The 18,469-nt window shown below is 41.3% G+C and carries 18 protein-coding genes; 11 read left to right on the top strand and 7 right to left on the bottom strand.

Annotated features, from left to right (window positions below; all coding sequences use genetic code 11):
* Positions 1 to 54: 54 nt before the first annotated feature.
* Positions 55 to 429 (bottom strand): DnaJ family domain-containing protein, encoded by a 375-nt coding sequence (locus B9Z54_RS17255; protein WP_113929648.1) that lies wholly within the window; start codon positions 427 to 429, stop codon positions 55 to 57.
* Positions 430 to 663: 234 nt separating this feature from the next.
* On the opposite strand from B9Z54_RS17255, the gene B9Z54_RS25320 reads away from it, so the two are divergent.
* Complete coding sequence (locus B9Z54_RS25320; RefSeq protein WP_187444522.1) at positions 664 to 819, top strand: hypothetical protein; 156 nt, start codon at positions 664 to 666, stop codon at positions 817 to 819.
* A gap of 312 nt (positions 820 to 1,131) precedes the next feature.
* Here B9Z54_RS25320 and B9Z54_RS25855 read toward each other — a convergent pair whose 3' ends face one another.
* The 3 genes from B9Z54_RS25855 to hmpA all read right to left on the bottom strand — a co-directional run bounded on the left by B9Z54_RS25855 (position 1,132) and on the right by hmpA (position 4,392).
* Positions 1,132 to 1,464 (bottom strand): hypothetical protein, encoded by a 333-nt coding sequence (locus B9Z54_RS25855; protein WP_240189992.1) that lies wholly within the window; start codon positions 1,462 to 1,464, stop codon positions 1,132 to 1,134.
* On the bottom strand, positions 1,442 to 2,362 hold the full coding sequence (locus B9Z54_RS17250; RefSeq protein WP_240189991.1) for an IS110 family RNA-guided transposase: 921 nt from the start codon (positions 2,360 to 2,362) through the stop codon (positions 1,442 to 1,444). The genes B9Z54_RS25855 and B9Z54_RS17250 overlap by 23 nt, the downstream gene beginning before the upstream one ends.
* Positions 2,363 to 3,180: 818 nt before the next feature.
* Complete coding sequence (gene hmpA / locus B9Z54_RS17245; RefSeq protein WP_113929647.1) at positions 3,181 to 4,392, bottom strand: NO-inducible flavohemoprotein; 1,212 nt, start codon at positions 4,390 to 4,392, stop codon at positions 3,181 to 3,183.
* Between the two features lie 186 nt (positions 4,393 to 4,578).
* Here hmpA and B9Z54_RS17240 point away from each other — a divergent pair, with 186 nt between their 5' ends.
* The 6 genes from B9Z54_RS17240 to B9Z54_RS17215 all read left to right on the top strand — a co-directional run bounded on the left by B9Z54_RS17240 (position 4,579) and on the right by B9Z54_RS17215 (position 10,443).
* Entirely contained in the window at positions 4,579 to 5,034 is a 456-nt protein-coding gene (locus tag B9Z54_RS17240; protein WP_113929646.1) for an RrF2 family transcriptional regulator, read from the top strand.
* Positions 5,035 to 5,263: 229 nt separating this feature from the next.
* Entirely contained in the window at positions 5,264 to 6,496 is a 1,233-nt protein-coding gene (locus B9Z54_RS17235) for an aminopeptidase (protein ID WP_113929645.1), read from the top strand.
* 810 nt (positions 6,497 to 7,306) lie between these two features.
* The gene (locus B9Z54_RS17230; RefSeq protein WP_113929644.1) at positions 7,307 to 8,593 is read left to right on the top strand and encodes an MDR family MFS transporter; all 1,287 of its coding nucleotides are present in this window, start codon (positions 7,307 to 7,309) and stop codon (positions 8,591 to 8,593) included.
* 193 nt (positions 8,594 to 8,786) lie between these two features.
* Positions 8,787 to 8,915, top strand: coding sequence for a DUF2639 domain-containing protein (locus B9Z54_RS17225; protein ID WP_006838944.1), 129 nt, complete (start codon positions 8,787 to 8,789; stop codon positions 8,913 to 8,915).
* Positions 8,916 to 9,106: 191 nt separating this feature from the next.
* Entirely contained in the window at positions 9,107 to 9,610 is a 504-nt protein-coding gene (locus tag B9Z54_RS17220; RefSeq protein ID WP_113929643.1) for an acyl-CoA thioesterase, read from the top strand.
* 182 nt (positions 9,611 to 9,792) lie between these two features.
* Positions 9,793 to 10,443, top strand: a complete 651-nt coding sequence (locus tag B9Z54_RS17215; RefSeq protein WP_113929642.1) for a glycoside hydrolase domain-containing protein — start codon at positions 9,793 to 9,795, stop codon at positions 10,441 to 10,443.
* Positions 10,444 to 10,687: 244 nt separating this feature from the next.
* On the opposite strand, the gene B9Z54_RS17210 is transcribed toward B9Z54_RS17215, so the two are convergent.
* On the bottom strand, positions 10,688 to 11,368 hold the full coding sequence (locus tag B9Z54_RS17210) for a hypothetical protein (protein ID WP_113929641.1): 681 nt from the start codon (positions 11,366 to 11,368) through the stop codon (positions 10,688 to 10,690).
* A gap of 113 nt (positions 11,369 to 11,481) precedes the next feature.
* Complete coding sequence (locus tag B9Z54_RS17205) at positions 11,482 to 12,054, bottom strand: SurA N-terminal domain-containing protein (protein ID WP_113929640.1); 573 nt, start codon at positions 12,052 to 12,054, stop codon at positions 11,482 to 11,484.
* 244 nt (positions 12,055 to 12,298) lie between these two features.
* Between B9Z54_RS17205 and B9Z54_RS17200 the strand changes: the two genes are divergently transcribed.
* From B9Z54_RS17200 to B9Z54_RS17185, 4 genes are all read left to right on the top strand, one after another.
* Positions 12,299 to 13,273: a BMP family lipoprotein gene (locus tag B9Z54_RS17200; RefSeq protein WP_113929639.1), complete on the top strand. Its 975-nt coding sequence runs from the start codon at positions 12,299 to 12,301 to the stop codon at positions 13,271 to 13,273.
* A gap of 16 nt (positions 13,274 to 13,289) precedes the next feature.
* Positions 13,290 to 14,945 (top strand): methyl-accepting chemotaxis protein, encoded by a 1,656-nt coding sequence (locus B9Z54_RS17195; RefSeq protein ID WP_113929638.1) that lies wholly within the window; start codon positions 13,290 to 13,292, stop codon positions 14,943 to 14,945.
* A gap of 706 nt (positions 14,946 to 15,651) precedes the next feature.
* Positions 15,652 to 16,659, top strand: a complete 1,008-nt coding sequence (gene mreBH / locus B9Z54_RS17190) for a rod-share determining protein MreBH (RefSeq protein ID WP_113929637.1) — start codon at positions 15,652 to 15,654, stop codon at positions 16,657 to 16,659.
* A gap of 260 nt (positions 16,660 to 16,919) precedes the next feature.
* The gene (locus B9Z54_RS17185; protein WP_113929636.1) at positions 16,920 to 17,165 is read left to right on the top strand and encodes a hypothetical protein; all 246 of its coding nucleotides are present in this window, start codon (positions 16,920 to 16,922) and stop codon (positions 17,163 to 17,165) included.
* On the opposite strand, the gene B9Z54_RS17180 is transcribed toward B9Z54_RS17185, so the two are convergent.
* Complete coding sequence (locus tag B9Z54_RS17180; RefSeq protein ID WP_240189990.1) at positions 17,156 to 18,238, bottom strand: nitric oxide synthase oxygenase; 1,083 nt, start codon at positions 18,236 to 18,238, stop codon at positions 17,156 to 17,158. The genes B9Z54_RS17185 and B9Z54_RS17180 overlap by 10 nt on opposite strands.
* Positions 18,239 to 18,469: the final 231 nt, after the last annotated feature.

Raw genomic sequence — 18,469 nt, 5'->3', positions numbered from 1 at the left:
CATTTAAGACATTGAAAAAGGAGTATCCCGATGCAGTTGGGATACTCCTTTTCTTTATAGCAGCTTCTTTTCTATTTTATGTTCATAGTTTTTAAAAACAGAACTATTCGTGTTGATTCTCTTCTTCGACATCAACCCGTTAAACTTCAGCATTTTTTCATTCAGGTCCCTTTTCAGGCTTTCTTTCTCGAGCTGGTCCTCGCAGTCCCTGATTAAATCCTCTATCCGAAGCATCTCTTTTCTCAAAGTGTTTTCTTCCGTTGTAAAACCTGCGTTTTTCATGATGCGGTGGGCCATACGAAGTTCTTGAGGTATATGTGAATCATCTTCCAGTTTTAAAGGCTTGCCGTAACCTGGCAGCCGGTCGAATTCTCCGTCTTCGTACGCTTTCTTGATATGCTGTTCAGAAAGGATAGTAAATAAGTCCATAAGCATCCCCCTTCAGTTTTAAACAATCTTTGAGCAAGGCTCTTTTTTCACTTTATTGCTATTGTGCAATGAGCCAACTCAAAATCCTTACTTTCATTATATCCTTTTATCGTTGCCACATGGTCTTCTATTCTGACCATTTTTTGACAATCACACCACCCAATGTGTTTGCTCTCATAAAATCTGTCTCAGTGGAAAAACTAACATCAGGAAAAAGGGAAAGAGGTGTTCATCATGAGCAGAGGAAAATCGTTTCAGCATAAAAAGAAGGGCCATCCAGGTAACAACCCTTCAGACTCACTGACAGAAAAACACACAAAAGAAAAAATTGAAGACGAAGAATATATTGTGACACAGGAAGCATTCAAAAACCGTGTGGATGGGGATTGAGTTTTTCGGGAAGAATCTGCTTTAAGCGGGTTCTTTTGTTTTGAAAGCTCAGAGACGTACTGTTAAATCTCAGTGACAGTCTCTCTTACAGTGTTCGGCCTAAAAGGCACACTATATGTTCCTCACTTCTGGCACCACTTTCACTCACTAGTCCTGTCTTGTAAACGAATCTTCGGATATAGATGTCTGTAGAAATTTTTTAGAAGGCTCTTTGTATGAAAACTCCTTTGGCCAGAAGGCAACACTAAGCTAAGCCCTCCACCTTCTCACTTTTTTGGGGGCCAAGGATCTGTTAGCTATATTACTTATTATTTAGGCAGACTTATCTTCTCTTAATTCTATGTTGTAGCCTTTCTTCTTTAGATATTGAATTATTTTAAGGTCTTTGTTTTGTTCTTTCTGCTGATAATAATCAGGGCCTAGTTCCTGATAGGGTTCTTTTGTTTTTAAAATGTTATAAGCAATTGTTAAAAGTAAATGAGCAGATGCGATACGAGATTTGGCTTTCCCTTGTCGTTTCATAATTCTTTTTCGATGTGCAGAAATGCGGTTAACCTGTCTGTCTGTAGCGAATGAACATTCTACGGCAACCGTTCGGAGAGCTTTGTTTCCATAGGTAGTTTTACTTTTTTTTAATCCCAGCACTCTCATAGTTTCCGGGACTTACACCCGCCCAAGATGCCAAACGCTTTGCTGATCCAAAGACCGACATGTCCACTCCCATTTCGGCTATGAAAATCGCGGCTGAGTCTTTATTCACGCCAGGTATCGTATCTAACAGTTCGCATTCCTCTCGATACGGAATGAGTACCTGATCAATCTGTTCGACTATTTTATCGATGGTCTGATCCAGGTAGGAGATATGTTCCCAATGAAAACGCAACATATCACAATGGTGTTTGCGGATACGTCCATTTAGCGCTTCATAAATTTCTGTTAGGGAGGCCTTTACTCTTGGGTCTACCATTTGTTGAAGGGAGTGGAGTTCAATCTTTTCTCCGTTAATGAGTGCTTCAAGAATACGACAGCCGGTAACACCAAATAAATCTGAAAACACAGAGGTTAGCTTAATATTGGCGTCTTGAAGTATTTTGTGTATTTGATTGCGCTCGGCAGTACGAGAATTAATCAGCTTTTTTCGATACCGAGTTAAATCACGCAAATCACGAATATCTACTGGTGGTACAAAACTGCTTTCGATTAATCCTGACCGCAGTAATTTTGCCAGCCATTCGGCATCTTTAACATCTGTTTTCCTTCCTGGAACATTTTTAACATGCCGGGCATTGGCAAGCACTAGCCGCACACTATGTTCAAGTACATTCCAGACTGGCTTCCAATACACACCGGTGCTTTCCATGACGGCATCTATTACGTCGTGTGAGGCTAACCAATCACTTAACGCCAGAAGACCTGATGTAGTGGTTGGAAAAGTTTGAATTTCTTTTTTAGGTCTCTTATCCAAAGGACCGAACAAAACACAAGCTACTACTGTTTCTTGATGTACATCTAGGCCTGCACACCGCTCAATCATTGCTTCCATTTCAACGTCACCTCATAATAAATTACTAACAATACAAGCGACAGGCGAATTAATGCAAAATTTTTGTATACGTACCACACACAGGCACAATAGATGGTTCTTCAAGTCTGTCACAACCAGTTTTTCGTACAGGGTATCTTCAATTAGAAGATCCACCAAAGAGTCTCCGGACTGGCAGTATTGTTAGGTTCATTATGGGCAGATAATTATAAAAGCAGACCTTATACAAGGCAACGGCTATTTTGATGATAGATGGTGGCGGCGGGAAGCGCCGTCATGGGAGTTTTTCGTAAACTTTGTTGCTATTTAATATAATTTTCGTAAGCTAATGTCATATCCCGCTGAAATTATCCCTGATAAGCTAGAAAGAAAAGAGCATCTCTCTCCGTTTAAAGAAAAAAGCCTTAGTATCCGGAGAAAAAGCCGGCTCTTGGGATTTTTCCGAAAGCAGCAATATACGCGAAAACAGCCTTTTAAAAATAAGGGAAGAAATTCCGCTTATTTAAGAAAAAACACTAAAAAGAAGTAAAATAAGCGGAATTATTCTCCTTATTTTCTTAAAATGCGCAAAAATGAGCCCTTTTTCTAGGCTTAAGCGGAAAAAATCCGCTTATATTCACCAACACCAAGCAGTTCTCACAACTTAACCGGAAAATCTCCGCTTATTTGAATTCTTACGTATAACTCAACAAAGGATTGCTGGGATACTTCACAGTCACACCAAGCTATAAGCTCTCTGGAACCAACGGCGTAGCCAAGAGTTTTCAAGTCTATAAAAGGCGCCGGGATCCATTCCCCGGGCGCCTTTCACTATTTAATCATGCTTCTTGAAATTCAAATTTCATGGCTGGTCCGAAGAACTCATAGCGGATGCGTTTTTCAGGAATTCCTACGCTCATTAAAGAAGAAATGACTGCCTTCATGAATGGAGCAGGACCGCAGACATAGCAAATGCTGTCTCTGTCCACAAGACTGTCCAATACCTCTCTATTGAGGTAACCCAGGTGATCGTAACCTGCTTCTGGATTAATAAGATTTTCATAAGCAAAGAACGCTTTTCCGTTATCCATTGTTTCAATCAGTTCTTTTACGTCTTCTTTAAATGCATGCACTTCTTCATTCCGGCTGGCATGAATGAAAACTGTCTGCCTTGATGAATTGTGCAGGGCAATGGTTTCCAGCATGCTCAGCATTGGAGTAATGCCAACTCCTCCACTGATGAGAGAGACAGGAGATTTTTCCTGTGGCTCAAGATAGAAGTCCCCTGCCGGTGCACTCACTTCAATGACGTCCCCGGCATTCAAATTATCATGAAGGTAGTTTGATACTTTTCCTTCAGGAGAATAGTCTGCTTCTCGTTTGACGGAAATGCGGAAGTACTCATTATTAGCTGCCGACGATAAGCTGTACTGTCGATTGAAAAGGTATTTTTCACCAGGAATCCCCAGCCTGACCGTAATGTATTGACCTGGCAAATATGAAGGCACCTTCTGGTCATCATTCGGTTTAAGATAAAATGAAGTAATCAAAGAACTTTCTGTTTCTTTCTTGATTACTGTGAAATTCTTAAAATCCCTCCACCCAGCATCTTTTGTTTCAGCTTCTTTATACATTTCTTCTTCCACATCGATGAATACCTGTGCTATGACTCCGTAGGCTTCTCCCCAGGCTTGCAGTATTTCATCCGTCGCTGCATCTCCCAGGACCTCCTTAATAGCAAGCAGGAGGTGCTCGCCTACGATTGGATATTGTTCCGGCTTGATTCCAAGGCTGCGGTGTTTGTGGGCGATTTGCTTTACTGCAGGCAAGAGCGTTTCAAGACGGTCAATATTTTGTGCTGCGGCATATACAGTATTGGCGAGCGCCGTTTGCTGACGCCCTTTCTTTTGGTTGACGTGATTAAAAACATTCAATAACTCGGGATGGTTCGTAAACATTTTATTATAAAATACAGTTGTAATTTCAGTACCCTTTACTTCTAACACTGGGGCAGTTGATTTAATGATATCGATGGTTTTTTGAGCTAACATTTGATCGCTCCTTAAAGATATATTTTGAATACATCTTTATGTTATCCCCTGGAAAACTTTAAAGCAATATTTTAAATACATCTTTAACTGAATAGACACATTTAGACAGCGGAAGAATCAAATTGTATAATGGAACTATCCTGGTTATCTCAAATTGAGCAGAATGACCAACTGAAGGTGAAATAATTGAAGCTTACTTTATATACAGATTATTCTTTGCGCGTACTGATCTATCTGGCAACCAAAGGAGATGGCGGGCTTGCTAATATCAAAGAGATTGCCGACTCCTACCAAATATCTAAGAATCATCTGATGAAAGTGACTCATGAGCTAGGAAAGATGGGAATTATTGAAACCATCAGGGGCAGAAATGGCGGAATCAAGCTTGCCAAGACCCCTATGGAGATCAATATCGGCGCTCTTGTCAGACAGACAGAGGAAGACTTTCACCTGGTGGAATGCTTTTCCCCCGAAAATAACACTTGCATTATAACTCCTGTCTGCGGGCTCAAACATGTACTTGCCAAAGCCTTGAATGCCTACCTCGATGTTCTTGATCAATATACGCTGCAAGATCTTGTCCAGAGGCCAGCGGAATACAGGCTGCTGTTCTCTTTAAATAATCCAAAAGACAGAGAATGATCAAAACCGGCTGTTGAAGCCGGTTTTTTTACTTTTTGATTCTCAAGAGTTCCTTTAAAGCACTTTGAAAGACTTAAACTGCTATGAAAATGAGATTAATCGGCCTAAAGAAACATATAACTAAAGTAGGAGGTGTTGAAATTAACTCAATTGAAATGAAAAAATTTGCAAAAGCCTTATTGATTGTTAAAATGAAGTTAGAAAGATTCTGAATTAAAGGAGAATACATATGGATAATTTCAAACAAAATCTTGAGAAATACGCAGATCTAGCAGTTAAAGTGGGTGTCAATGTTCAACAAGGACAAACTTTGGTTGTCAATGCTTCCCTTGATGCTGCTGAGTTTGTAAGACTTGTCGTAAAAAAAGCTTATGAAACTGGAGCAAAGCATGTCTATGTAAACTGGAACGATGACACAGTAAACCGCTACAAGTATGACTTGGCACCTGATGAGGCATTCACAGAATTCCCTGAGTGGAAGGCCAAAGAAATGGAAACGCTTGCTGAAAACGGGGCTGCTTTCATGTCCATCGTTTCTGCATCTCCTGATCTTTTAAAAGGAGTGAACCCTGAGCGAATCGCAAACTTCCAAAAAGCAGCCGGCCAGGCAATGGACAAATATCGTTCTTATATCCAATCAGATAAAGTAAGCTGGTCTGTTTTGGCAGCGCCTTCCGAAAAGTGGGCAGCTAAAGTATTTCCTGACGCCCCTGCCGAAGAGCAAGTAGACAGACTTTGGGATGCTATCTTCAAAGCAGTCCGCGCAGATCAAGCGGATCCTGTTCAAGCTTGGAAAGACCACGACAAGAACCTGCATGAAAAAGTGGATTACCTTAATAGCAAGAACTACAAGAAAATACATTACACAGCGCCTGGTACAGACCTTACAATCGAATTCCCTGAAGGCTACATGTGGGTCGGAGCAGGAAGTGTGTCTGAGCAAGATGTAAAATTCATGGCCAACATGCCGACTGAAGAAGTTTTCACTGTTCCATTGAAGACGGGTGTTAACGGTACCGTTTCAAGCACGAAGCCTCTAAGCTACGGCGGAAACGTGATCGACAACTTTAAATTAACTTTTAATGATGGACGCATTGTTGAAGTTCAAGCCGAGGAAGGCGAAGATATTCTGAAGCGCCTGGTAGAAACAGATGAAGGTTCACATTACCTTGGTGAAGTAGCATTGGTTCCACACCAGTCCCCTATCTCCCAATCCAATGTTCTTTTCTACAATACTTTGTTTGATGAAAATGCTTCAAATCACCTTGCCATCGGAAGCGCTTATGCATTCTGTGTGGAAGGCGGAAAGAAAATGTCCAAAGACGAGCTTGAAAAAGCCGGCTTGAATAACAGTATCACTCATGTTGACTTCATGATCGGATCTGCTGAAATGGATATCGACGGCATTACTGAAGACGGTACATCTGAACCTGTGTTCCGTAATGGAGATTGGGCGTTTTAATTAGAATATTGACTAAAAACCAATTCGCATTTTGCGGATTGGTTTTATTTTACTGTCAGCACTAGTGGCCGCCGGCTAAGCCAGTCTCTAATTATACCTTGGAGTTTAAATCTGCCCCTAATCATCTCTCCCCTTTTTCAGCTGTGGTGTAACTATAATTCATCTTTCTTCGCCCTTTAGGAAACCTTCTTGCCCGGCCCTTTAACTCCCGTAAATATTTACCTGTAGGCTCCCGATAGAAAAAGAAAGAGCCGCTTTCCATATTCATTTAAGAAAATAAAATATGTTTAACTGTACAACTGCAAAAAGCTTCCACAAGAATAGTGATTAGCCCGTAAACACCATATTAAACTCCAAAAAGCCTCTCCAAGTATAGTGATTAGCCCGTAAACACCATACTAAAATCCATTAAGCCTCTTCAAGTATAGTGATTAGCCGGTAAACACCATATTAAACTCCAAAAAGCCTCTCCAAGTATAGTGATTAGCCCGTAAACACCATACTAAAATCCATTAAAGCCTCTCCAAGTATAGTGATTAGCCCGTAAACACCATACTAAAATCCATTAAGCCTCTTCAAGTATAGTGATTAGCCGGTAAACACCATATTAAACTCCAAAAAGCCTCTCCAAGTATAGTGATTAGCCCGTAAACACCATACTAAATTCAAAAAATCCTCTTCAAGTATAGTGATTAGCCGGTAAACAGCATGAAAATTTCGTTCTTGATTTCCTAAAACAGTCTCTTGTAATTATCTGGATACCCCTATATGATATTAAAGGTTAAATAAGGGTGAACGAGGAGATTTATTATGAGAATCAGAGATTGGGATCGAAATTTGAAGGTGAGGCTTTTCGGGGAAGCGATGATGAACATTACGTTCTGGATGTTCTTTCCGTTTCTTACAATATATTTTGCAGAGGCATTCGGGAAGCATATGGCTGGTTTGCTGCTTATTGCCTCACAGGTTTTCGCGGTATTTGCTAACTTAATGGGCGGTTATTGTGCTGACAGATTTGGCAGGAAGACCATGATGGTGCTCTCCTCTTTCGGGCAAGGTTTGGCCTTTCTTGTTTTTGCTTTTGCCAGCTCTCCCTGGCTCGAGTCAGCAGCACTGGGGTTTGTCTGTTTCACTTTGGCCAGCGTTTTTGGATCCTTCTATTGGCCTGCCAGCCAGGCGATGGTAGCAGATGTAGTCCCTGAAAAGCATCGGAGCCATGTATTCGCTATTTTTTATACATCTATCAATATTGCGGTTGTAATAGGTCCCATCTTAGGAAGTATTTTTTATGTGCACTATCGCTTCCAACTGCTTTTAGTTTCTGCGATCATCTGCATGATCCTTGGTCTTATGCTTGCTAAAATGACAAGAGAAACGGCGCCTCTTAATCAAGAGGAAATTACTGCAGCGACCGGACAATCAAAAGCGTGGTATCACGCGTTAACAAAGCAATTTAAAGATTATAAAGTGATAATTAGGGACAGGACCTTCTTTCTGTTTATAGTAGCAGGTGTCCTGGTGGGCCAGACTTTTATGCAGCTCGACCTTCTAATTCCGGTTTATATAAAAGATTCAATGGAAACTGCTTCATTACTTTCCTTTTCATTGACAGGTGAACAGGTATTTGGACTGATCCTTTCAGAGAACGGACTTCTTGTAGCACTATTCACTGTTGTGGTCACGAAGTGGATGACCAAATTTAGAGAAAGAAATGTATTTGTTCTTTCTTCGTTGATCTATGCAGTATCCATCTTTATATTTGGTCAGACAGCCTCGATTTGGATGTTTATTCTTTCAATGGCTATTTTCACTTTTGCAGAACTTATGACAGTCGGTATTCAACAGAGCTTTATTTCCAATCTTGCCCCTGAGAATATGCGGGGCCAGTATTTTGCTGCAGCAAGCATGCGGTTCACATTAGCACGGACCATCGCACCGGTGTCCATTACGTTTTCACTGTGGGCGGGGTACCAATTGACGTTTTTCATTATTGCCCTTTTGGCAGCGCTGAGTGCCGTTTTATACTACGTGATGTTCACTCAGATTGAAAAACAAAACAGCGTTAAACAAGCAGCCTTACCACCTAAAGAAGCTTGAGGTGAAATGAATTTTATAAATTCGGCTATACCCCTTTCGTCATGAAATTATAGATGTTACAATGGGACCCGTTGAAATTTTATATTTCATTTAAGCTTTTTTCGTACACATTGCTGCTATCTTAAAGAGCAGTTATTTACAGAAAAAGCCGCTTGATTCCATTCAATAAATCGCAAAGAAAGGGTGTATTTCAATGCATATCGGAAGCAAAGGCTGGTACGTGGAAAAATTAAAGGAAAAAGGTGTTCGCCGTTATGAGGAACGCAAATTGGAATCCTACAAAAAGCACATTTTAGCTAACTTATTAGAGAAATATGAATAGTATTTTCAGCCGGGGAGGTCATCTCTCCGGCTTTTTTTATTGAGCTGTTTTTCAATATTGAAACAAGACCAGCTGCATTTAACCTAGGCCCGCACCAAATGAATATTTATTAATAAGAATATTCAAGCATGTTTGTTATATCTGATTTAGTGAATTATAGTAGAAGAACCAATATTGGAAAGGTGATTATGATGAAAGAATCCAAAAGAGTGAAAGATACGAGAACAATCAAAACAAGCCATGTGCTTCCTCCCGATACGAACCACCATGGAACATTGTTCGGCGGAAAACTTATGTCTTATATCGATGATGTCGCTTCTATCGCGGCATATAAAATGGCAAGAAACCCCGTTGTTACAGCATCTACTGATTCGGTGGATTTCCTGAAACCAATCAAGGTCGGAGATGCCGTCACACTTGAGGCTATGGTGACCTATACCGGCAGCAGCTCTATGGAGGTTTGTGTAAAAGTGACTTCAGAGAACTTGCTGACTGGGGAAACGGCAGTGGCCGCCATTTCCTTCCTCACTTTCGTAGCCTTGGATAATGAAGGTAATCCATGCCCTGTTCCAAAGATCATCCCTGAAACGGAAGAGGAAAAGTGGTTGAACGAAACAGCTGATAACCGTGCAGCACACCGGAAAGCCCGCAGGAAACACAGCCAGGAACTTGCTGAATTCTTTGCGAATAATTAAGCAATGCAACTGCCGTCCTCAACTTAATTGTGGACGGTAATTTTTGTCTGACCTTCTGATATTACCCGTACCAAATCAAGGAGATTTCAACTTGAACTTGTACCTTTTAGGGCATACTGGTCTATTTTCCCCCGCAAGTAATATAAATTAGATGAAAGGGATCAGGGAAGGAGATCAGCCTGATGGTAAAAACATATTGGGGTGTGGACTCAGCATCAAGCGTTACAAGTGATGTATATAATAGTGTGTTGAAGAGATTTGGAAAACCGCTCTTCTGGGGAAGATGCTTAACGACTGTTCAAGGTGCTTCAGAGGGCCTGTCCAGAGTGGAAATTGAATTTTTGAGAAGCCGGGGCACAAAGCTTCTTCCAATATATAATAATTTCAGTTCCGCAACAGGCTTCCGCAGCGGCATGACCTCTGCGGTGGATGCTGTATCGAGCGCAAGGAGAATGGGTATCCCAACCGGGGTCCCGATTTTTGCTAACCTGGAGCAGGCATTGGACGTCGATGCTGCATGGCTGAGGGGCTGGTATGAAGGGATTCAGTCGAAAGGCTATACAGCAGGCTTCTATCACGATCTTTCAGAAGAGACCTTTAAAAATTCTTATAGTGCCGCAGCAAAAGAGAATGACAAACTTCATTCGGATACTATCCTATGGAGTGCCGAAGCAAGATCACGACCATCTGGAGAAAGAAATGCGCCTGCCTACAACCCAAGAACACCCTCTCATTCGGCAAACGTATGGAGCTGGAAATACGGAGGCGATTCCGAAACGGGTGCGATTGATACGAATCTTGCGACAAAACCCTTGTTTGATAAACTTTGGTAGCAAATTTATTTTTACCCCATGATATGAAAGTCTTCATGAAGGTCATACTTCCATCAGCAAAAGAAAAAAGGTCAGCGGCTCAAGCCTCTGGCCAATTTTTCATTGGGGTCCCCTCTGACAGCTGATGATATTATATACTCTAACGCCCAGCTAAAGAAAAGACCTATTGCCATCAAAATATCACCACAGAGTATCCAGCCCCTCTCAAGCCAACCTCTAATAAAGACAATGCCTGCCTCCTTGTTTAGTTTTTGCACACTATAAAAAGCCGGGTCCAGCTCTTGAATACATAATTCTTTAACGCATACTTATATACACTAGTTAACTTGTTTTCCGACTTCCTCTTCATACTTCTCAACCTGCTCATTATTATCAGATGTATCATATTTTTTTCGAGATGGGGTTTCAGTTTTAACCATATAACATTCTTTTCATAAAGGTCCCTGTCGAAGTCGTGGTTAAGTTCCTCCAGGCTCAGCCCTAGTGCTTCTGCATAAGCTTGCTGCTGCGGCAGGTCACTTTTATCAGGTCCCTCTTTGATAAATTGATCGACTTCTTCATCAGTTACAGTGATTCCATATTCTTCTTCAGCAATGGATTTCCACACTTTATCTTCCACCATCGCTTGTTCTGCTAGTTCCAACACTTCATCATCTGATAGATCTTTTTCATAAAGAAGTTTTTCTTGTCCTAATGTCCGTATGATCCACTTGTTTAGCTTTTTATCATCTTCGAGCTTACCCGCTTCAGACACCACTTCATCAAAAATCTTCCTATAATCATCATAGGTATAAGTCTCGAAAATTCTCTGCTGTTCTTCTTCACTTTTCATTTCTATGTCCAGTTCCGTATCAGCCTGTGATTGGCATCCTGTCATTAAGATAATGGCCGACATCCAAAATGAAAGGTGTTTCATTCTTTTCACTGTTTACCCCTCCCCGCTTATTCGCCTGTGCTTCATTCCAATTATTAGACGGAAGACAAACAAGTTAAGTTTCTGAATTCTTTATTAGTCTGTAGAATTTTGATGGCGTTCTGTTAAATCCGCTCATCTGTAAATTTTTTTATTTGCTCAGCATTCTTCTTCCTGAATTCTTTTATTACTTCATCTTTGTATTCGTTCCACTTTGTTGTTTGTTCGTGGGGTGTTTTCATTTCAGCTGTTATATTGTCATTCAGTTTATTCTCCAATAACTTTCCCTTTATCGATTCATACGCATATTCTCTATAGTATTCTTCTATGGACATATCCATTTCATCCAGCATGCTAGTGAATTTTTCGTTATCTATTTCTTTTGCTGTCTCTATATAAAATTCTATTACCTCTTGAATTTCTTCATAGGAGACAGAGAAGCCTTGGGACTTAGCTTCATACATAAGAATATATTCATTAATCAATTGTTCCATCGCTTTGGCTCTTATCATCTCTTTATCTGTTTCTTCTAAAGGAGCAAAGTTCTCTAGTGAATAAACTCTCCTATCCATTTTTTCTTCTGTAGTAGCCTCGTCCATAGCTTCTGCCACTTCCATTCCATTTTGCCCGCCACCTGTACCGCACCCAGCCAAAAGTAAAAAGACAAACAGCATTACCATAATATTTTCTCGTATCAATAGCAGCCTCTCCTAATCGTATTAAACCTCAACTTAACTTTACCATATTCAGACAAATGTTTTTTCCTATTTTCATCCACACCAACTTGAATAAAGTAAAAGAGTTTAACAGGCAGTTTGACTCCCTTCTCCTTTTATTTTTATTTCTACCAGAAGAATCACTCTTAACAAATAGTAAAAGGATGCCGATATTACAGGTACGGACATCTTCTTATTGTCCTACAACCGATTAGGGGGAACATCAGTGAGAAAAACATTACTTACTTCTCTGATCATCGCTGTCTTATTGCTGGCGGGATGTTCAGGCGCTGCTACTTCAGAAACAGAAAAAGAATATAAGATCGGGGTGCTTCTGTCTGATACCGGTCTTGGGGATGAATCTTTTAACGATTCGGCGTTCAGAGGGCTGGAGAAGGCCCGAGACGAACTGGGAATCCTTTTTGATTACCGTGAAGCCCCGGATGGTGATTTTGAAACACCTCTTGAAGAACTTGCGAAACAAGGTAATGACCTGGTCATCGGCCTTGGCTTTTCTGTACAGGAAGCCATTGAGAAAACCGCGGCAAAACATCCTGATCAGCAATTTCTTCTCATTGATGGAGTTTCAGAACTCAACAACGTAACCTCCATCACCTTTAAGGAACATGAAGGAAGCTTCCTTGTAGGAATGGTTGCCGCGATGTCCAGCAAGAATCAGAAACTTGGAATCATCGGAGGGGCCGATGTGCCTGTCATCCATCGTTTTGAAAAAGGGTTCAGGCAAGGAGCACAATACATAAATCCGGAAATCAGCATCATCAACGAATATGCGAATAACTTTGGGGATGCACAATTAGGCAGAAAAATTGCGGAGAAACAAATTAAAGAAGGCGCAGACTTTCTTTATCCTGCAGCCGGCTTTACTGGTGTAGGTGCTATCCAAGCTTCTCAAGACAACAAAGTCTTTACAGCTGGAGTCGACTCTGACCAATATTTTGTGGCGGAAAAAGCCGTTGTTACATCCATGATGAAAAATATTGATGTGGCTGTCTTCGATGTGGCTGAAAGCCTTGTTAAAGAAGGTAAGATCGAACAGGAAATCTATGAGCTCGGCCTGGCGGAAAATGGAGTTGGATTAGCGCCAATCCGTAATCTCGTATTGTCAGATGAACAATTGGATGCAATTGAGACCGCCAAAGAGAAAATCATCTCAGGCAGCATTTCCATTAATTTAAATTAACAAGGGAGCAGGATATATGAAACTACGAAGCAGATTGATCATCTTGGGTGTACTCCCTCTCGTATTTTCAATCAGTATCATCGCCTTTATGATATTTCAGATTGTCAATATACAAAGTTCCGCAAAAGATGACGTACATGTATTAACAGGAGCAGAGTCACTCAACGGAACTCTGATTGTCACAAAACAATCACTGGGGAATTTCGCCTTCAACTCTTCAGATTCAAACAAAGCTGAAGCCCTCTCACTGTTGAAAGGTGCGAAAGAAGAAATTACCCAGTTGGACAAGCTATTGAAAAACAAAAGTGAGAAAGAAACTCTCAGTAAAATTGACACCAAGTTCGAACAGCTAAAAACGGCTTCAGAACAAGCACTTGAAAGCCAGGATACAGCTGAGGTAAAAAGGCAGTCTTTACGAATTGCCGGCGTTCTAAATGACATGCACCTATTGAATAAACAAACAGATGAGTGGTACGAAGGAATCTTGAAACAAACAGAACAAAAGATTGCTTTCATCACCCTTTCCTCCATTATCGCTTCAGCTTTGCTGATTCTAATGTCGGTCGGACTATCGTTATACTTGTCGAAAAGGATTGTGCAGCCAATAAACAGGATTGTGCAAGACGCAGAACGGGTAGCGGATGGAGATTTAACAGTACAATCACAAGCCGGACGGAAAGACAGCCGTTATGAAATTGACAAGCTGCAATCTTCCTTTTCTGATATGGTCCAAAACCTGAAACAGACGGTCCTTTCTGTTGAATCCATTGGCGGCAGGGTCAAAACGTTCACAGACGAAGTAAACGTGCATATGCAGAGCCTTACAGAAAGCAGCAGCCAGGTAGCTGTCTCTACTGAAGAACTTTCACGGGGAAGCCAATCCATCTCTGAAGATATCAGTGCTGCTGCCGAGTTGATGAATAATATGGGCGAAGAGTTTGGAAAGAATGTACATGAAAGCAATCTTTCCGTACAAACCAGCAGAGAAGCCTTGGAGATGGTCACAATAGGAAAGTCTACATTGGCTAAACAGAAAGCATTTTCTGAACAGCAATCCCACTCCTCTATGAACATTATGCAGGCGGCCGAACAGTTCGCCAAGTACACAGATGAAATTGAGCAGGCTTCCGCTTCAGTAAAAAGTATTGCGGATCAAACCAACCTGCTGGCTTTGAATGCTGCAATTGAAGCTGCCAGGGCAGGAGAGGCAGGAAAAGGCTTTGCGGTCGTGGCAGAAGAAGTCAGAAAGCTTGCTGAAGATTCATCTAAAGCTACTGGACTGATTGGAAAGATGGTTCTCAACATCAAAGAAGGGATTGGCTCCATCATAGAATTGTCGAATGACGGCAACGACCTGTCACAGGAACAGCTGTCATCCATGAACGAAACCGAAGAAACATTTGAAAACATTTCAACTAAAATCACCCTGGTATATAAGCAGCTGAGTTCCCTTGTAGAAGGAATGAACCAATCGAATGAAATGACGAGCAGAGTGATTTCAGCAGTTGAAAACATTTCCGCTGTTACAGAAGAAACAGCAGCAGGTACGGAAGAGATATCAGCTTCCACCGAGGAGCAGCTGAATTTCTTTACCCAGATGAATACTAAAATCGGTCAACTTCACGAAATGACTGAAGAAATGAACGAAGAACTAGGCAAGTTTAAACTATGAGTAAAAGCCGGTCCCTTTTATTAACTGGGACCGGCTCTTTATTAATGGCTGTTTTCGCATTAATTGTTGCTTTCGGAAAAATCCCAAGAGCCGGATTTTCCCCCGGATACGAAGGATTTCTTCTATAAACGGAGGGTGTAGCTCTTTTCTTTCTTACTTACCAGGATATTTGTGGGGAATTACGGCGTTTTCTTGCGAATTACATATTAAATAGCAACAAAGTTTACGAAAAGAGCCTTTTTAATTTATAGCGCCTCTAATCAGAGGTTATATCCATAATCGGAAATCTATATATTTAGGGGTTAAGGTTATCTGAAACCAGAACTATAGTGGATAACCACATGCATATAATGAAATCTACGATAAGCATATTCCAGAACAGCCCCCCATTCCTCCTAGATAATCTCCAAATTTTATCATTACAAGTTTACAGGAAGTTTAAGTTTTATTAACACGGCAATATAAAAACAATCTTTTATATACCTGTCATTATCCATTGATGATTGAGAAGACAGGAATATGGACGATTTTCAAAGGAAAACCCTATTGTAACAGGCTGTAACAATCATTATTTGGTAAATTTATCCGTGACAATAACCGTCAAAAATCTCCTATAATTTATGAAGGATATAAAGATAGACTTAGAAACAGTTAGTTTACTAAATTACGAAAATAAGAAGAATGTCTAAAAGTTGGAGGAATAATTATGCTTTCAAATTCAGAAATCGGGATTGATTTAGGTACTGCCAATATTCTGGTATACAGTAAAAATAAAGGAATTATATTCAATGAACCTTCCGTTGTTGCCATTGATACGGAAACAAAAACTGTGCTCGCGGTGGGTACTGAAGCAAAGAGCATGATTGGAAAAACACCAGGCAAGATTGTCGCAGTCAGACCATTGAAGGACGGGGTCATTGCTGATTTTGATGTGACAACTGAAATGCTGAAACAAATCATGAAAAAAGCAGGAAAGCAGCTTGGACTATCCATCAGAAAACCAAGTGTAGTCGTCTGTACTCCTTCAGGTGCAACGTCTGTCGAAAAAAGAGCCATCCAGGATGCGGTTAAAGGAAGCGGCGCCAAGTCCGTGACTTTGATTGAAGAACCGGTAGCAGCTGCAATCGGCGCTGACCTTCCAGTCGATGAGCCTGTAGCGAACGTAATTGTCGATATCGGCGGTGGAACAACCGAAGTCGGCATCATCTCCTATGGAGGAGTTGTATCCTGTAATACGATTCGAATCGGCGGCGACCAGATGGATGATGACATTATCCAGCATGTCCGCAAGAGATACAATCTGTTAATTGGGGAACGTACTGCCGAACAAGTCAAGATGGAAATCGGCCACGCACTGATTCCTCATGAGAGAATGACCATGGATATCCGCGGACGCGATCTTGTGACAGGACTTCCTAAAACGATCACGCTTGACTCTAATGAAATTCAGGAAGCACTGAAAGAATCTCTTCTTCATGTTCTGGAAACCATCCGGGCTACTTTGGAAAACTGCCCTCCTGAACTGAGCGGAGATATTGTGGATCGCGGTGTCATCCTGACAGGAGGAGGAGCTCTTCTTGGCGGAATGCAGGAATGGCTGTCTGAAGAAATAGTGGTACCTGTTCACCTTGCTCCAAATCCGCTGGAATCTGTAGCTATCGGAACAGGCCGTTCACTATCAGTCATCCATAAACTTCAAAAGATGGCGAAATAATGAGCAAAAAGCCTTGAAAATCGAAGTTGATTTTCAGGGCTTTTTTATATCAGAATTCTATATATAGTTGCTGCCAAATGAAAACCCGGCTGCGCAGCGTTCAGCAGCCGGGGTATGAAGATGAAAGGAGGTTCTTCATAGTACATAGTATGAAAATATTCCTTCCGTGCTTGTACTTCCACCCATTTTTTATTTTTAACAGGAATCGGGCCCCTTCCTGATGTTCATACTAGTACCAATATACGGAAAGGGTGATTGTCATGACTGAATCCCAAATGGAAGATCTATTTGATTTTTATGGATACAGCAATCTTTACAAACGCTTCAGATACCCGCTTTTCGTCACAGGGCTAATGGATGAATCAAGCACCGAAGATCTGGAAGATTTCTTTGAAAACTTCTCTTTCCATGACCACCAGCCGCTTTTTGATGAGTTCAGGTACTGGTTTCGTTACTTTCTGATTACCAGAAAAAGCTTTCATCAAGAATACCGTACTCAACTGTAAGGTTTTTCTTGATAAAAATAATTCGGTGATTTCCATTCATTATTATAGCTTTTATGGAAGATATGAGTCGCTGCCGGTGAGATGGGCGGAATCAGCCAGGTCCAGTCTCCAGTCAATTCCCTTCCGCATTGCTCCTCTTTATTTTCAAACAGCTTGAATTGCTGGGCTGCGGTATGATGGTCGACAATGCTGACTCCCGCTTTTTTAAAAGAATGAAAGACGGCAGCATTCAATTCGATCAATGCTTTATCCTTCCAAAAAGTCGAGGCTCTTGAAGTGTCGAGGCCCATACAGCTGCCTACTTTGGGCAGCATATCATAGCGGTTCTCATCGGCAAGATTTCTTGCCCCGATCTCCGTCTCCATATACCACCCATTAAAAGGAGCCGCTTTATAAGAAATTCCGCCGATTTCCAGTTTCATATCCGATATGATTGGCACTCCATACCACTTCAGCCCGAGATCTTCAAACCAGCTGTATTCAGGATGGATTACGGTTACTTCCAGAAGATGATCCTGATTCACTTGTTTCCATCGGGGTGTATTTCCCCCGATTCCAACAACCCATGGCAGTACATCAAAATGCGATCCGCTCCCCCTCCAGCCAAGTTCCTCACACTTTGCGGTAAACTCCAGAGAGTCAGGATCTCCGGCAATCCCAAATTCAGTTTTGTATCCCGCATAACGGATCAGCTGATGATTCCAAATCCTGATATCCGGTTTTCCTGGCAGCGAAGGACGAAAAATAGTGATGGTTGGCCTGATTCTCCCGCCGTTAGAGGCAAATTTAAGATGCTCTTCCAATTCTGCAAAAATCTCTTCTTCAGTAGATGCATCTCGTGCATCCCTAACATGCATAGTGTCCCAAAAAAGTCTGCCGATACAACGGTTGCTGTTTCTCCAAGCCATCTTAGCACCGTGCTCGATTTCTTCGTAAGAGTGGGTATAGGTCCCAGTGGTTTCTATTTCAGTTTGAACTTGGCCGATCCGCTGATTAATCGATTCCTCGGATTTACCCAATTCTCTATAACATATTTGTATAAATTCGATAGCTTCTTCAATTAAATTAGCCAACTTAAACTTCCTTTCGCAGCTGGTTGCTACCGTGATTATACCATGTATGAATTTATTCCCGAAAAACGAAACTCGTCCGATCATGACAACTCTATGAACTTCGATATATCAGGTGATTGAAAACTGCAGAAAAGAAGGGGGTTTGAGCATGGCGTCTGCTTATGAATCATTTCCAAAGCTCTTTTCGAAAGGCTCTTTTCTAGGAGATTGTTGCTTTTAAATGCTATTTTA

The sequence above is a fragment of the Bacillus sp. P14.5 genome (assembly GCF_003316765.1).
Classification (GTDB): Bacteria; Bacillota; Bacilli; order Bacillales; family Bacillaceae_B; genus Rossellomorea.
This window is presented reverse-complemented; position numbering and strand designations above follow the sequence as displayed.

What these genes read in the sequence shown, in the direction of transcription:
- B9Z54_RS17255 (WP_113929648.1), bottom strand. Translation starts at nt 429, where the DNA reads ATGGACTTATTTACTATCCTTTCTGAACAGCATATCAAGAAAGCGTAC.
- B9Z54_RS25320 (WP_187444522.1), top strand. Translation starts at nt 664, where the DNA reads ATGAGCAGAGGAAAATCGTTTCAGCATAAAAAGAAGGGCCATCCAGGT.
- B9Z54_RS17250 (WP_240189991.1), bottom strand. Translation starts at nt 2,362, where the DNA reads ATGGAAGCAATGATTGAGCGGTGTGCAGGCCTAGATGTACATCAAGAA.
- hmpA (WP_113929647.1), bottom strand. Translation starts at nt 4,392, where the DNA reads ATGTTAGCTCAAAAAACCATCGATATCATTAAATCAACTGCCCCAGTG.
- B9Z54_RS17235 (WP_113929645.1), top strand. Translation starts at nt 5,264, where the DNA reads ATGGATAATTTCAAACAAAATCTTGAGAAATACGCAGATCTAGCAGTT.
- B9Z54_RS17230 (WP_113929644.1), top strand. Translation starts at nt 7,307, where the DNA reads ATGAGAATCAGAGATTGGGATCGAAATTTGAAGGTGAGGCTTTTCGGG.
- B9Z54_RS17225 (WP_006838944.1), top strand. Translation starts at nt 8,787, where the DNA reads ATGCATATCGGAAGCAAAGGCTGGTACGTGGAAAAATTAAAGGAAAAA.
- B9Z54_RS17220 (WP_113929643.1), top strand. Translation starts at nt 9,107, where the DNA reads ATGAAAGAATCCAAAAGAGTGAAAGATACGAGAACAATCAAAACAAGC.
- B9Z54_RS17215 (WP_113929642.1), top strand. Translation starts at nt 9,793, where the DNA reads ATGGTAAAAACATATTGGGGTGTGGACTCAGCATCAAGCGTTACAAGT.
- B9Z54_RS17195 (WP_113929638.1), top strand. Translation starts at nt 13,290, where the DNA reads ATGAAACTACGAAGCAGATTGATCATCTTGGGTGTACTCCCTCTCGTA.
- mreBH (WP_113929637.1), top strand. Translation starts at nt 15,652, where the DNA reads ATGCTTTCAAATTCAGAAATCGGGATTGATTTAGGTACTGCCAATATT.
- B9Z54_RS17185 (WP_113929636.1), top strand. Translation starts at nt 16,920, where the DNA reads ATGACTGAATCCCAAATGGAAGATCTATTTGATTTTTATGGATACAGC.